The sequence below is a fragment of the Kitasatospora sp. NBC_01287 genome (assembly GCF_026340565.1).
Classification (GTDB): Bacteria; Actinomycetota; Actinomycetes; order Streptomycetales; family Streptomycetaceae; genus Kitasatospora.
Genome location: NZ_JAPEPB010000001.1, coordinates 946923 through 960935 on the forward strand (window position 1 = coordinate 946923; position 14013 = coordinate 960935).

Here is a 14013-nt window from a genome sequence, read left to right on the forward strand (position 1 = left end):
CTGACCGGGGAGAAGGACGCTCCGACGCCGGTGGCAGTGGGTGCGGTGGGTGCGGTGGGTCGCTGGTCAGGCACGGGAAGCTCCCTCGGCAGCGGGTGCGGCGGGGGCGGGTGCGGCCGTGTCAGGTGCGGCGGCGTCGGGTGGTGTGCTGTCAGGCGCCTCGGCTTCCGGCAGGTCCGCCGGTTCCTCGACCACCCGCCGCCCGTTCCGCAGCCGCCGGTCGATCACGTTGACGAGGTGGGTCAGCGGCACCGTGAGCAGCAGGTAGAACAGTCCGGCCAGGACCAGCGCGGACTCGTTCCCGGTGTTGGCCGCCGCGTCCTGTCCGATCCGGAACAGGTCCCGCTGATCAGCCGTCAGTCCGAGGAAGTAGATCAGGCTGGAGTCCTTGACCAGCCCGATGAGCTGGTTGACCCAGGCCGGCAGCACCCGCCTGACGCCCAGGGGGATGATCACCAGCCGCATCGCCGCCGGGTAGGAGAACCCGAGGGCGCGCGCGGCCTCCAGCTGGCCGCCCTCCACGCTCTGGATGCCGGAGCGGAAGATCTCGCCGAAGTAGGCGGCGGCGATCAGCGAGAGTGCCAGAATGCCGAGCGGGTACGGGTCCGGGCCCCAGACGGCCAGCCCCTGGGGTGCCAGACCGACGCCGATCAGCAGGATCGTGACCGCGGCCGGCAGGCCGCGGAACACATCGGTGTACACCCTGGCCGGCCAGCGCAGCCAGCGTGACCTGGCCGTTCCCGCGACCGCCAGCGGCAGGCCGAGCAGGGTGCCGGCGGCCGCGGCGGACACCGAGAGGATCAGCGTGTTCGGCACGCCGGTCGTGAGCAGGTCGGAGATCGCGGCACGCATCGATCCCCAGTTGAAGAACGTCTGCGCCAGCACGCCGAGCTGGTCCACGTCGTCCTCCTTTCGGTGGGTCGCGGGAACGGACGGAGAATCAGGAGCTGGGCGAGGCGCTGGACGAGGTGCTGGGCGAGGTGCTGGCTCCGGTGACCGGCGGGAAGGCGACCGATCCGCTGCCGGGCTTGAAGTCGGCCGGCACCGACCGCCCCGGGTAGTACTGCTCCTGCAGCTTGGTCCAGGTGCCGTCGGCGATCACCTCGTCGAGGCCCTTGTTGAGCGCGGCGAGCAGCTTGGGGCGGTCGTGTGCCACCGCGAAGGCGGTCGGCGCCGAGCTGAGCTGCTTCTGCGCGAGCACCACCTTGCCGCCGCTCTCCGTGGCGCTCTGCTCGCCGATCTCGGCGGGCGAGATCCAGGCCTGCGAGGTGCCGGCCTTCAGCTGGTTGAGCGCGCTGTTGTAGTCGGGCACTCGCACCGGGTTGAGGTTCTTCTGGGTCGCGTAGTCGTCCTGGACGGTGCCCTGGACCACCACGACCCGCTTGCCGGAGAGCTGGTCGAAGCTGGTGATCGGGGAGCCGGCGGGGACGTCGAGGCCGAAGTAGCCGAAGTCGTAACCGTTGCTGAAGTCCACCGTCTTCTTCCGGGCCTCCGTGATGGTGATGGAGGAACTACCCACATCGAACTTGTGGTTGGCGACCTGGGAGAGCAGCGCGGAGAAGTCGGTGGAGGCGAACTGCACCTTGAGCCCGACCTTGGCGGCGACCGCGGTGAAGAGGTCGTTGTCGAAGCCGGTGAACTTCCCGTCCTTGAGGTAGACGTTCGGCGGGGCGTCGGAGAGCGTGCCGACCTGGATCGTGCCGGGCGTGGCGAGCTGGTACGGGTTGCCGTCGGCCGAGCTCGTGGAGGAGCCGCTGCTGCTGCAGGCGGCGACCGACAGCAGGGTGGCGAGGGCGGTGAGGGTGCCGAGGACGATACGGGGGCGCACGGGAGCTCCTGAGGGCATGGTGACGCGTGGACGGGCGCATGCCGGACCCGCCCGGGGTCGACGGACCACAGGGCAGCAGGCAGCGGCGAACAGCCTTATGCGACAGAGTGATTGGTGAGAAACAGGCCGAGAAGGCGGCCGATGTGCGGAAGAGACGCAGGCGGCGTCAGTACACGCCCGCGAACACGCCCGCGAATGGGGTCAGCGACCGGCGCGACAGCTCATCGCCGTCACGCGGCGCAGGTCGATGTGCCTGCGGGTCACCAGATATCCAGCCATGTCGGCACTATGCGTGCTGACCAGCGCCGGAGTCAAATCCGTGTTCGAAGGGCTCCCTCGCCGGCCGGAGGCGGCTGCGAACCGGGGCCCGAGGACCGTACGAATCTCTCGGCGCAGGCGTTCGCTTGCGGGTGCCGGGGTGCCGGGGTGCGGGGGTGGGATCGCGGCACTGAACCACCCGGCACGGTCCCGCTCCGGGCAGGCGAACTCCGCGGCGCGGTCGCCGCGGTCGGCCACTACGACCGTCGGAGCACTACGACTGTTGGAGCACCACGCCCGTCGGAGCACTACGACCGTTGGAGCCGCTCGGCGAAGTCCAGGACGGTGACCGAGGGACGACGGGTCGCCAGCGGCGGAACGGTCAGGGCCAGCGGCAGCAGGGCACCGACCAGCCCGCGCCCGCCGACCGGCCGCACGTCCCGCACCGCGGCCACCGCCGGGCTCGCGGTGCGGAGCTTGTCCCGTTCGCCCGCGTCCATCGCCCAGGGCATCGGCGGCACCTGGTAGTCGCGGTTGCCCATCCTGCCGCTCAAGGTGATCCGGCTGAACCAGTGCGGCACGGCGTCCAGCACCAGCGAGCCGCCGGGGAACCGCTCGGCGCAGCCCGCGATCAGGGCCCGCACCTTCGCCGGGTGCAGATACATCAGCAATCCCTGCGCGGTGACGAGCACCGCACGGCTGCGGTCCACCTCCCCGGCCCAACCGAACTCCGTGACGTCAGCGGCAAGATAGCGCTGCCGCGACCCGGGCGGCAGCAACTCCTCGCGCAGCGCGATCGACTCGGGCAGGTCCACACTGAGCCAGCGGGCCCGCCCGTTGTCGACGCGCCAGAACTGGGTCTCCAACCCCTCCCCCAGACACACCACCGTGCCGCGCGGCTCCCGGGCCAGGAAATCCGCCACCTCGCGGTCGAAGCACGCCACCCGCAGCGCCTGCAACTGGGCCTGGAGGGAACTGTGGCCGAACCGCTCGGCGAACGGGTAGTCGATCCGGTCCACCAGCTCGACGGCCTTGGGATCGTGCAGCAGCGCGTCCGGGCGACGGGCTTCGGCGGCACGCTGGTAGAGGGTCCAGAGCGCGGTCTCGGGCACGGCGCTGAGCGTGGCCGGCAGCATTCCGGTGGACGGCGGTGTCGACGGTGCGTCAGGGGCCATGCAGGTCTCCTCAGGAGCAGCGGCTTCAGGAGCGTCGGAACCCGGGGCGGACTCAGGGCGGCCATCGGATGCGGGCAACGCGGTCGACTCCTCGGTTCTCGGGGCGTACCGACATTCTGACACCGCGTCAGCCGGGCCACCTGCCGAGACTCTGGCCGCCACCACGGGCCCCGATCCGACCGCAGCCTCAGCCTCCCTCAGCCTCAGCCTCAGCCTCAGCCTCAGCCGATGCTGAACGCCCCGGCCGGCGGCGGTGGCGAGCGGCGCGCCTGCGCGTCGCCCACCGGGACGGCGGCGCCGATCAGGCGGCGCAGCTCGGCGCCCTCGACCAGGCGGGCCGGGAACGGGTCGCCGGCCAGGCGGCGGGCCAGCGGCTCCACCGGGAGCGGGGCCTGCGAGCCGATCAGCAGCAGGTTGCCGTAGCGGCGGCCGCGCAGCACCGAGGGCTCGGCGATCAGGCAGCTGTGCGCGAAGACCGCTCGCACCGTGGCGGCCTGCGCACGGGCGAAGTCGAGCGGCGCGCTGTCCGCGAGGTTGGCCGCGTAGCTGCCGCCGGGGCGCAGGACGGCGGCGGCCTGCTGGACGAACTCGGTGCTGGTGAGGTGGGCGGGGGTGCGCGAGCCCTGGAAGACGTCGGCGATCACCAGGTCCAGCGACGCGGGCGCGGTGGTGGCCAGCACCTCTCGGGCGTCGCCGACGGTCACCGTGATGTCCGGCTCCGGCCAGGGCAGCACCTCGCGGATCAGTTCGACCAGCGGGCCGTCCGCCTCCGCCACCCGCTGGCGCGAGCCGGGTCGGGTGGCGGCGAGGTAGCGGGGCAGGGTGAGGGCGCCGCCGCCGAGGTGCAGCACCGCCAGACCCTGCCCCTCGGCGGCCAGCGTGTCGGCGAAGTGGCCGAGCCGCTGGGTGTACTCGAATTCGAGGTGACCGGGGTCGGCGAGGTCGACGTAGGACTGCGGGGTGCCGTCCAGGGTGAGCAGCCAGCCGCCCTCCTCGTCGAGGTCCGGCATCAGCTTGGCCGTGCCGAAGGCGGTCTCGCGCTGCACCGGCACCGGCTCGCCCGCCGCACCGCCGACGGGCGGGGACGCCGTCACCGGCGGGCCCCCGACCGGTGGTGAGGCCGGCGACAAGGCCGGTGGTGAGGCCGGTGGTGAGGCCGGTGTCGGGGCCTGCGATGAAGCCGGGGCGGCCCGGACGCCACGCGGCGGCTCTGCCCGGCGGCGGCGGTGATCGACATGTCGGCAGCATAGGCCCCGGATCATCGGCCCGTGCACCGCACCCCGCAGGCTACCGGCCGGTATCGTCGGTGCTCCCGAGCAGGTCGGAGCAGAGCAGAGATTGGGTGCGGCAGCAGACGTGGACTTTCGAGAAGACATCCTGGGTGCCCCGTACGAGGCGGCGGAGCTGGCCCTGGCTCCGGACGAGGAGGGCCCGGTCGGCGCGACCCTGGTCAGGCGGCTGTTCCCCGGTGCCGCGAAGGCCGTGCTGTACCTCCACGGCTACACCGACTACTTCTTCCAGACGAACCTCGCCGACCACTTCGTCGCGGCGGGCTTCTCCTTCTACGCGCTGGACCTGCGCAAGTACGGCCGCTCGCTGCGGCCGCACCAGTCACCGAACTTCGTACGCGACCTCGCCGCCTACGACGAGGAGTTGGAGCAGGCGGTGCGGACCATCCGGGCCGACGGCCACACCCAGCTGCTGCTCAACGGCCACTCCACCGGTGGCCTGGTCGCCGCGCTGTGGGCCTCGCGCCGCAGCGGCCAGGGCCTGGTGGACGGGCTCTTCCTCAACAGCCCGTTCCTGTCGATGCCCACCAGCCCCGCCATGCGCACCCTCGGCGCCCCGGCCGTCGGCGCCCTGGGCCGCCTCGCCGCCACCCGCAAGCTGCCCGCCCCGCTCAACCCGCACTACGTGCACAGCCTGCACCGCGACCACCGGGGCGAGTGGGACTTCGACCTCGCCTTCAAGCCCGCCGAGGGCTTCCCGATGTACGCCGGCTGGCTGGCGGCCATCCAGCGCGGTCACCGCGAGGTGCGGCGCGGCCTGCGGATCGACTGCCCGGTCCTGCTGATGGCCTCCACCGCCTCGATCATCACCTCCAAGTGGGACCCGGCGATGCACCAGCGCGACGCGGTGCTGCGCGCCGACGACATCGCCGCGCTCGCACCCCGACTGGGCCGCCACGTCACCACCGTGCGGATCGAGGGCGGCATGCACGACCTGGTCCTCTCCGGTGAGCGGGCCCGTGCCCAGGTCTTCGCCGAGCTGGACCGCTGGATCGGCGCGTACGTCCCCGCTCCGGCCGCCTGACCGGCCGCCTGACCGGCTGTCTGACCGGCTGTCTGACCGGCCGTCAGACCGGTCGTCAGTCACCGACTGCCCTGGGGGCCGCACTCCGCATCACTCCGCGGGCGCGGCCCCCGGGGCAGGGGCCGCCGCCGACCGGGGCGGCGCCCCCGGCGGCGGCTCGCCGAAGCCTCGGCCGCGCAGCACGGAGACCACCCCGAGCACGGCGGCGCTGAGCGGGACGGCGAGCAGCGCGCCGAGGATCCCGGCCACGCCGGCGCCGGCCACCACCGCGATCATGATCGTCGCGGGGTGCAGCTCCACGGTCCGGCTCTGGATCACCGGCTGCAGGATGTTGCCCTCGACCATCTGGACGGCCAGCACCACGCCCAGCGTCCAGAGCGCCTTGCCGGGTCCGCCGTCCGCCAGCGCGACCAGCACCGCCACGGTGCCGGAGAGGAAGGCACCGATGAACGGGACGAAGGCGCCTAGGAAGACCAGCGCGGCCAGCCCCGCCGCGCCGGGGACGCCCAGGATCAGCAGGCCGACGCCGATGCAGGTGGCGTCGATCAGGGCGATCAGGGAGGTGCCGCGCATGAAGCCGGCCATCGCGTCGAAGGCCCGCTGACCGCAGGCGATCACCGTCTCCGCGCGCTCACCCGGCAGCACGGAGCGGACCAGGTCGCCGCTGCGGTGGCCGTCGCGCAGGAAGAAGAAGACCAGAGCGAGGACCAGTACCCCGCCGGTGGCCACCTGGGTGGCGAAGCCGAGGCCCGAGAGCACGCCGTCGGCCAGCGAGGAGACCAGCGAGCTGCCGGAGCCGGCGGACTGGGAGAGCGCGTACTTGATCTTGTCCCCGAGTGGACCGAGCCGGCTCGCGATCTGGCGGCCGGCCTCCTGGAGCGAGGAGGCGATCTGCGGCGCGCTGTGCACCAGGGAGTTGGTGAGCACGGCCAGCACCGCGAAGACCATCGCGACCAGTACCGCGCAGGTGAGCGCGGCGGCCAGGCCACGCCGCACGCCGCGCCCGACCAGCCAGGGCATCACCGGGTAGAGCAGCGCGGTGCCCAGCAGCGCGAGGAGCAGCGGGACGGTCGCGGCGCGCAGCGCGACCAGGGCGTAGACGACCAGGGTGCCGACGGCGATGAAGAGGATCACCGCGACGGACCAGGCCGCGGCGGTGCGCACACCGGGCGGCAGCACCTGGGCGGGGCGCCCGGGCTGACCCGAGCTCTCGGGGTGCTCGGCTTCTCCGGCCCGCATGCTCCTCCGCCTCCGACTCTGCCTCCGCGACTCTGCCTCCGCCGCCGTCTCCGTACCGCTACCGGCCCGGCTGACTCCGCCGCGTCAGCGAGTTACATATGAGCATATTTGGCACCCCGAGACCCGATTCGACCCGCGCCTACCGCGGCGTCACCTACCGCAGCGTCACCTCACGCGCCGTCGCCTCCGGTGCCGCGAAGGCCAGCAGGCGCTCCGCCTCCTCCTCGGCCGCCCGCCGGGCCGATGCGGCCAGCGGCGCGAACACCGTCAGCTCGGCGGCCGCCCGGTCGCCCGAGCGCTCCACCCGCCAGGTGCCGGCCACGAAGCCGTCCACCAGCAGGGTGCCCGGCACGATGCCGTTCTGCGTCATCACCCGCGTCCGGTACTCCTCCGGCAGCACCCGGGTCCGGTCGGCGTGCGAGAGCAGCAGGTTGTCGAACGGCGCCAGCAGCCGCACCGGAGCCGGGGCGGCCGGGCCGGGCCGGGGCGCGTCGGGCAGGTCGTGGAGGGTGCGGCCGGCCTCGTCCCGCAGTTCGGTCAACCGCGGGCGCAGCCGGGTGAAGACGGCGCCGAGGCGGGTCAGGCCGGACCACTTCTGCGCGTCGGCCACGGTGGCGGGACCGAAGGCGGCCAGGTAGCGCAGCACGAGTTCGTCCAGGCGCAGCTCCTGCTCGGCGGGGTCGGCCGGGGTGTCCAGCGGTCGGCCCAGCCAGTGCTCGGCGGTGGTGTGCGCCGCCGCCCCGCCGGTGCGCCACAGACCGCGCGGCGGCACCTGGACCAGGGCGAGGCGGGCCCGCAGCGCCTGGGCCAGCGCGGCGGGGTCGCGCTCGGGGTGGTCGGCGCCGAGCAGCGCGCCGAGCTCCTGGAAGGTCCGCGGCGCCTCGTCCACCAGTCGACGGCCGCGCTCGGTCATCGCCGCCAGGTCGAGGCCGGCCAGCAGCTTGCCGTAGCCGCCGCGCAGGCCCTGGTCCAGCACCGGCTGCAGCAGCGGGCGCAGCCGCAGGCCGTCCGCGGCGGTGACCAGGTGGATGGTGCCGCGCTGCAGCCCGAGCCGGACCGCGGCCCGCGTTTCGAGCAGCCCGCCGAGCTGCTCGGGGGCGAAGTCGGGCAGTCGGCACCAGAGGCCGTAGTAGGGCGGATCGGTGGCCTGCGACTGCAGGCCGACCAGGTGGGTGAGCAGCTGCTCGGGCGTCAGCTCGGCCGGGGCGAGCAGGTGCTGGCGGGCCAGCAGGGCGCGGTTCAGGGCGCGCCGGCCGAGGACGGCGGGCATCAGGGACGGCCGTCGAGCACGGAGCGCAGCAGACCGATCCGGTTGGAGGTCACCGAGGCGACCCCGGCCGCGCGCATCCGGCGCATGGTGCGGCGGCGGTCCACCGTCCAGGTGCTGACCGCCAGCCCGGCCTGCGCCGCCCGGTCCACCAGGGCCTGGTCGACCAGCCCGAAGGGCGGGTTGAGGTACCGCGGGCGCAAGTCGGCCAGCAGCGCGGCGACCGGCAGGCCCGGCCGCTCCCAGGTGAGCGCGAGCGGCACCTCCGGCGCCAGCGCGCGCACCGCCAGCAGGGCGGTCGCGGGCCCGCAGAAGAGCACCCGGTCCGCGGCCCGCCGCTCGCTGACGGCCTGCCAGGCCGCCGCGGCGGGCGCCGGGTCGTCCAGGTCGATCATCAGCCTGGCGCTGGGGTGCTCGGCCACCAGCTGGAGCGCCTCGGCCAGCGTCGGGACCCGCTCGCCGCCCTCGAAGCGCTGGGCGGCCAACTTCTCGGCGGTGAGCGCGTGCAGCGGACGGTCCAGGCCCCACAGCCGCTTGAGCGTGGAATCGTGCAGCAGCATCGGGACGCCGTCGCGGGTGAGCCGCACGTCGACCTCCACCGCGTCGGCCCCGGCGGCCAGCGCCGCGGCCACCGAGGGCAGGGTGTTCTCGCGGAAGCGGTACGGATCGCCCCGGTGCGCGACGGCCAGCGGGCGGGGGCCGGCACCGGCGGGGACCGGGGCGGCGTCCACCGCGGCCTGGGGGGTGGACGGAACGGCTCGGGACACGGCTCTCCTCAACTGCGGCTCGTGGTGCGGGACCTGACACCGCCTCGGGCGGTGCGACGGCGGTGGGCGCCGGTGCTTCCGGGTCAGTGTCCCTCGATCATCACATTGGTCGACTTGATCACCGCGGTGGCCCGGGCGCCGGGCACCAGGCCCAGTTCCTCGGCCGACTCGCGGCTGATCAGCGAGACCACCCGGAACGGCCCGGCCTGGATCTCCACCTGCGCGGCCACGTCCCCCAGCACCACGTGCGTGACGATCCCGGGGAAGCGGTTGCGCGCGGAGGACGTCCGCCCCTCGGCCTCGGCGACCCCGGGCTTGGCCAGTTCACGCGCGAAGGTGGCCAGCTTGTCCCCGGCGATGATCCGGTGCCCGTGCTCGTCCCGCTCGGCGGCCAGCCGGCCCGCGTCGACCCAGCGGCGCATGGTGTCCGCGCTGACACCGAGCATGGCCGCGGCCTCGCCGATGCGGTAGTGGTGGACCGGACGGGCGGGCTGTCCCATGGCACTCCCCGGGATCTCGTGGCGCTCGTGGTGATCGAATGCGGTCTCCATCCTGCCGCATCGTCCCCGACCCGCCGCACACCGAGCCCCCGCACACCGAGCCCCGGACGCCGCACGCCGCACGCCGCCGAAGGCCGCACCCGGTCGGTTGTCGAACCGGACCACCGGTCGGACGTTCTCACCGCCGTGCCGCGAGGCCGGCGCCGCCCACCCCCGGCCGGCGGTGGGGGCGAGCGGCGGTCGGGGGCGGGCGGTGGCGTCAGCGCTGGCGGCCCGGGGAGGCGGGCCGGCGGGGGGCCGGGCGGTGGCGGGCCGGGGTGGCGTGGCGGCGCGGGGTGCGGGCGGCGGTGGTGCGCTGCGCGGTGGGCCAGGCGGCGACCGGGTTGCCGGCCCAGCGGGTGCCGTCGGGCATCTCCTCGCCCCGCATCACCAGGGAGGAGGCGCCAACGGCCGTGCCGGCGCCGACCGCCGAGCCCGGGAGCACGATGGAGTGCGGGCCCAGGGTGGCACCGGCGCCGAGGCGGACCTGGTCCAGGCGCATCACCCGGTCGTGGAAGAGGTGGGTCTGCAGCACGCAGCCCCGGTTGACACTCGCCCCGTCGGCGACGGCGACCAGGTCGGTCTCCGGCAGCCAGTGCGTCTCGCACCAGACGCCCCGGCCGATCCGGGCGCCGAGCGAGCGCAGCCAGAGGTTGAGGAACGGGGTGCCGACCAGGGTCCGGCCCAGCCAGGGCATCGCCAGCTCCTCGACGAAGGTGTCGTAGAGCTCGTTGCGCCAGACGAAGGAGGACCAGAGCGGGTGCTCACCGCTCTTGAAGCGGCCCACCAGCAGCCACTTGGCGGCGGTGGTGACCAGGCAGGCGGCGATGCCCGCGCCGATCAGCACCGGGCCGACCAGGGCGCCGCCCAGGACCAGCCCGTCGCTGTCGACCAGCTCCTGCATGGCGACCACCGCGAGGTCGCCGAGCAGCACGGCGAAGAGCACCGGCACCACCCGGCACAGCTCCACCGCGGCGCGGGCCAGGATCAGCCGGCGCGGCGGTTCGTAGGTGCGGCTCGGGTCACCCGTCTCGGCGATCCGGGGCAGCGCCAGGCCGGGGCGGCCCAGCCAGGACGAGCCGGGCTCGGCCTGCGGCGGGGCGTCGGAGAGCACGCCGACCAGGGCGTCGTCGGGCAGCGAGCGGCCGGGGCCGACGATGCCGGAGTTGCCGACGAAAGCCCGGCGGCCGACCCGGGCGATACCCAGGCGCAGCCAGCCGCCGCGCATCTCGAAGGGCGCGATCAGCGTGTCGTCGGCGAGGAAGGCGCCGTCCGCCACCCGCATCAGGCCGGGCAGGGTGAGCACCGTGGAGGCCTCCACCCGGCGACCGACGCCGGCGCCGAGCAGCCGCAGCCAGACGGGGGTGAAGAGGCTGGCGTAGAACGGGAAGAGCGCGCCGCGCGCGGTGCCCATCAGGCGGCTGACCACCCAGGTGCACCAGGCGGCCTTGCCGTGCGCGGGGTGGAAGCCGGGCGTGATGGCCCGGCCGAGCAGGCGGACCAGCAGCACCAGCAGGCCCGCGTAGCAGACCATCGAGACGAGCGCGGCCAGCGGCGAGACGGTCAGCAGCTGGACCAGCACGGCGCCCAGCGAACGGTCCTGGTCGACCAGTTGGAAGACCACCAGCAGCGCGGGCGCGGCGGCGAGGAGCGGCAGCAGGCCGAGCAGCGGCAGGGCCAGCGCGTAGGCGAGGCGCCAGGTGCGCGAGCTGCCGTGCGCGGGGGCCGGCCAGCCTTCGCCGGCCCGGGCCACGCCCGGGCCGTCCAGCGGGCGGGCCGGGGAGCCGTGCCAGCGCTCGCCGGCCGGCAGCTCGCCGAAGAGGCAGGAGCCGGCCGCCAGGTCGGCACCGGCGCCCAGCCGGGCGTCGGGCATCAGCATCGCGCGGGTGCCGACCCGGGCGCCGGCGCCGACCCCGATCCGGCCCAGCCGCAGCATGTCGCCCTCCAGCCACCAGCCGGCCAGGTCGGCCTCGGGCTCGACCGAGCAGCCGGGGCCGAACCGGCCCAGGCCGCTGACCGGCGGCATGGTGTGCAGGTCGGCGCCCCGGCCGACCCGGCAGCCGAGCGCGCGGGCGTAGTGCCGGGCCCAGGGGGTGCCGATCAGCGCGGCCAGGTTGAAGGCCGCCACCGCCCGTTCGGCGGTCCACAGCCGCAGGTGGACCGAGCCGCCGCGCGGGTAGTTGCCGGGCCGCAGGCCGGCGGTGAGCAGCCGGGCCGCGCCGGCGCCCAGGAGCAGCCGGCCGGGCGCGCTGGCCAGCACCAGCCAGCCGGTGATGATCAGCCACCAGGGCGCGTGCGGAGCCCACGGCACCCGGCCGGTGAGGTTGTCGAGCGCGGCCAGCGCCAGCACCCAGCGCAGGCCGCTGACGGTGTAGGCGACGGTGAGCACCAGCAGCTGGACCAGCCCGGCGCGGCGCGGAGTGGGCCGCACGGGGCGGGGCTCGCCGCGCACGGCCTGCGGCGCCGAGACGTGCGGCGCGCCGGTCGGGGCACCGGACGGGGCACCGGACGCGGTGGTGAACGGCGCGCCGGACGCGGTGGTGAACGGCGCGCCGCAGGAGTGTTCCGGCGGCGGGCCGGTCAGCTCGTCCAGCCGGGCGGCCAGCGCGCGCAGCGTCGGGTGGCCGTAGACATCGGCCACCGAGACGCCGGGGTGGCGCTCGCGCAGTGCCGAGACCAGCCGCGCGGCGGCCAGGCTGGTGCCGCCGAGCGCGAAGAAGTCGGATCGCCCGGTCACCGGCAGGCCGAGCAGCTCGCGCCAGCGGGCGGCCAACCAGGCGGCGGTGCCCGCCAGCCCGTCGGCGTCGGCGCCACTGGCGGCGCCACCGGCCGTCCGCTGGTCGGCCTGGCCGGTCAGCGGCCAGGGCAGCGCGGCCCGGTCCACCTTGCCCGAGGTGCGGGTGGGCAGCTCCTCGACCAGGGCGAGCACCGGGACCAGCGAACGGGGCAGCCGCTCCAGCAGCAGCGCGCGGGCGGCCTCGGTGTCGAAACCCGCCGCCCGCTCCTGGACCAGGTAGCCGACCAGCACCTCGCCGCCCCCGGCGGTCCCGCGCACGGCCGCCGCGGCGGCCCGCACACCGGGCAGCGCCTGCAGCGCGGCGTCGATCTCGCCGAGCTCGACCCGGCGCCCCGCCAGCTTGACCTGCTCGTCGGCGCGGCCGACGAAGACGAGCCCCGCGGGATCGGCCCGGACCAGGTCGCCGCTGCGGTAGACCCGCGGGGCGCGCAGCGACGGGTGCGGACGGAACTTCTCGGCGTCCTTGGCCGCGTCGAGGTAGCGGGCGGCACCGACGCCGCCGATCAGCAGCTCACCGGTCTCGTGCCAGGCGACCGGGTCGCCCGCGCGGTCGACGACGGCGAGCTCCCAGCCGGCCAGCGGCACGCCGATCCGCACCGGCTCCCCTGGTACCAGCGGCGCGGCGCAGGCGACCACGGTGGTCTCGGTGGGGCCGTAGGTGTTCCACAGCTCGCGGTGCGGGGCGGCCAGCCGCTCGACCAGCTCGGCCGGGCAGGCCTCACCGCCCAGGATCAGCAGCCGCACCTGCCGCAGGCAGGCCACCGGCCAGAGCGCGACCAGGGTGGGGACGGTGGAGACCACCGTGATCCCGCGCTGTACCAGCCAGGGCCCCAGGTCGGCGCCGGCCTTGACCAGCGCGCGCGGCGCGGGTACCAGGCAGGCCGCGTGCCGCCAGGCCAGCCACATCTCCTCGCAGGAGGCGTCGAAGGCGACCGAGAGGCCGGCCAGCACCCGATCGCCCGGGCGCAGCTCGTTCCCGCGCAGGAAGAGTCCGGCCTCGGCGTCCACGAAGGCGGCCGCCGAGCGGTGGCTGACGGCGACGCCCTTGGGGCGGCCGGTGGTGCCGGAGGTGAAGATGATCCAGGCGTCGTCCCCAGGGGTGGGCCGGGCCGGGCGGCGGCCGGGCGCCACGGCGGGGCGCAGGGTGAACGTGCGCCCGGCACCGATCACGGCGCAGACACCGGCGTCGGCCCAGATCAGCTCGGCCCGCTCGTCCGGGTCGTCGAAGTCCACCGGGACGTAGGCGGCGCCGACCTCCAGCACGGCGAGGATCGCGAGGTAGAGGTCGGCGGTGCCCGACGGGACCCGTACGCCGACCCGGTCACCACGGCCGATCCCGGCGGCGGCCAGGTGCCGGGCCGACTCCGCCACGGCGGCCAGCAGCGTCCGGTAGTCGAGCACCTGCCCGTCGGCGTCCAGCGCGGGCGCCTGCGGCCAGGCGTGCGCGGCGGCCTCCAGGACGTCCACCAGGGTGCGGGCGGGCGCGGGGGGCGCGACCGGCCAGAGTACGCCGGTGGCCTGCGCCGGCTGGGCGGCCTGCGCCGCTCCCCAGGATTCGCGCAGCGGGGCGCCTAGATCTTCTACTGCTTCCATGGACCTTGCTCTCGCCGGACGGCTTGCGGGTCGGCAGCGGGCGATGGGAACCCGGCCGCGTGCGTGGGGACGCGGCGTGGTGGCGAACGGTTGGACGATCGGCACAAATCGACCCATCCGGCCCACTGACCCCACAACGGAGAGTAGGCGGGCGATCTCGACAACCCCGACGACGGCGCCGATTGTTCATGAAACCCTCATGAACCGGACAAAGCTCATCACATGATCAGCCGGGCC

General features: G+C 74.9%; 10 protein-coding genes. 1 reads left to right on the plus strand and 9 read right to left on the minus strand.

Annotated elements, in window-relative coordinates; genetic code table 11:
- Positions 1-66 precede the first annotated feature (66 nt).
- The 4 genes from OG455_RS03800 to OG455_RS03815 all read right to left on the minus strand — a co-directional run bounded on the left by OG455_RS03800 (position 67) and on the right by OG455_RS03815 (position 4271).
- Positions 67-900, minus strand: coding sequence for an amino acid ABC transporter permease (locus OG455_RS03800; RefSeq protein WP_266290169.1), 834 nt, complete (start codon positions 898-900; stop codon positions 67-69).
- A gap of 40 nt (positions 901-940) precedes the next feature.
- Positions 941-1828 carry an ABC transporter substrate-binding protein gene (locus OG455_RS03805; protein WP_266290171.1) on the minus strand — a complete coding sequence of 296 codons (888 nt, stop codon included), beginning with the start codon at positions 1826-1828 and terminating at the stop codon, positions 941-943.
- Positions 1829-2394: 566 nt separating this feature from the next.
- Positions 2395-3261, minus strand: a complete 867-nt coding sequence (locus OG455_RS03810) for a class I SAM-dependent methyltransferase (RefSeq protein WP_266290173.1) — start codon at positions 3259-3261, stop codon at positions 2395-2397.
- A gap of 221 nt (positions 3262-3482) precedes the next feature.
- A complete protein-coding gene (locus OG455_RS03815) occupies positions 3483-4271 on the minus strand; it encodes a spermidine synthase (RefSeq protein ID WP_266300651.1) in 789 nt (262 codons plus the stop codon).
- Between the two features lie 346 nt (positions 4272-4617).
- Between OG455_RS03815 and OG455_RS03820 the strand changes: the two genes are divergently transcribed.
- Positions 4618-5574: an alpha/beta hydrolase gene (locus OG455_RS03820; RefSeq protein WP_266290175.1), complete on the plus strand. Its 957-nt coding sequence runs from the start codon at positions 4618-4620 to the stop codon at positions 5572-5574.
- 90 nt (positions 5575-5664) lie between these two features.
- Here the strand turns inward: OG455_RS03820 and OG455_RS03825 are convergent, their stop codons facing one another.
- From OG455_RS03825 to OG455_RS03845, 5 genes are all read right to left on the minus strand, one after another.
- Positions 5665-6813 (minus strand): AI-2E family transporter, encoded by a 1149-nt coding sequence (locus OG455_RS03825; RefSeq protein WP_266290177.1) that lies wholly within the window; start codon positions 6811-6813, stop codon positions 5665-5667.
- Positions 6814-6967: 154 nt separating this feature from the next.
- On the minus strand, positions 6968-8083 hold the full coding sequence (locus tag OG455_RS03830) for a winged helix DNA-binding domain-containing protein (RefSeq protein WP_266290182.1): 1116 nt from the start codon (positions 8081-8083) through the stop codon (positions 6968-6970).
- On the minus strand, positions 8083-8847 hold the full coding sequence (locus OG455_RS03835; RefSeq protein ID WP_266290184.1) for a glycerophosphodiester phosphodiesterase: 765 nt from the start codon (positions 8845-8847) through the stop codon (positions 8083-8085). The genes OG455_RS03830 and OG455_RS03835 overlap by 1 nt, the downstream gene beginning before the upstream one ends.
- 83 nt (positions 8848-8930) lie before the next feature.
- Complete coding sequence (locus OG455_RS03840) at positions 8931-9347, minus strand: molybdopterin-binding protein (RefSeq protein WP_266300652.1); 417 nt, start codon at positions 9345-9347, stop codon at positions 8931-8933.
- Between the two features lie 259 nt (positions 9348-9606).
- Positions 9607-13776 (minus strand): Pls/PosA family non-ribosomal peptide synthetase, encoded by a 4170-nt coding sequence (locus tag OG455_RS03845; protein WP_266290185.1) that lies wholly within the window; start codon positions 13774-13776, stop codon positions 9607-9609.
- Positions 13777-14013 lie beyond the last annotated feature (237 nt).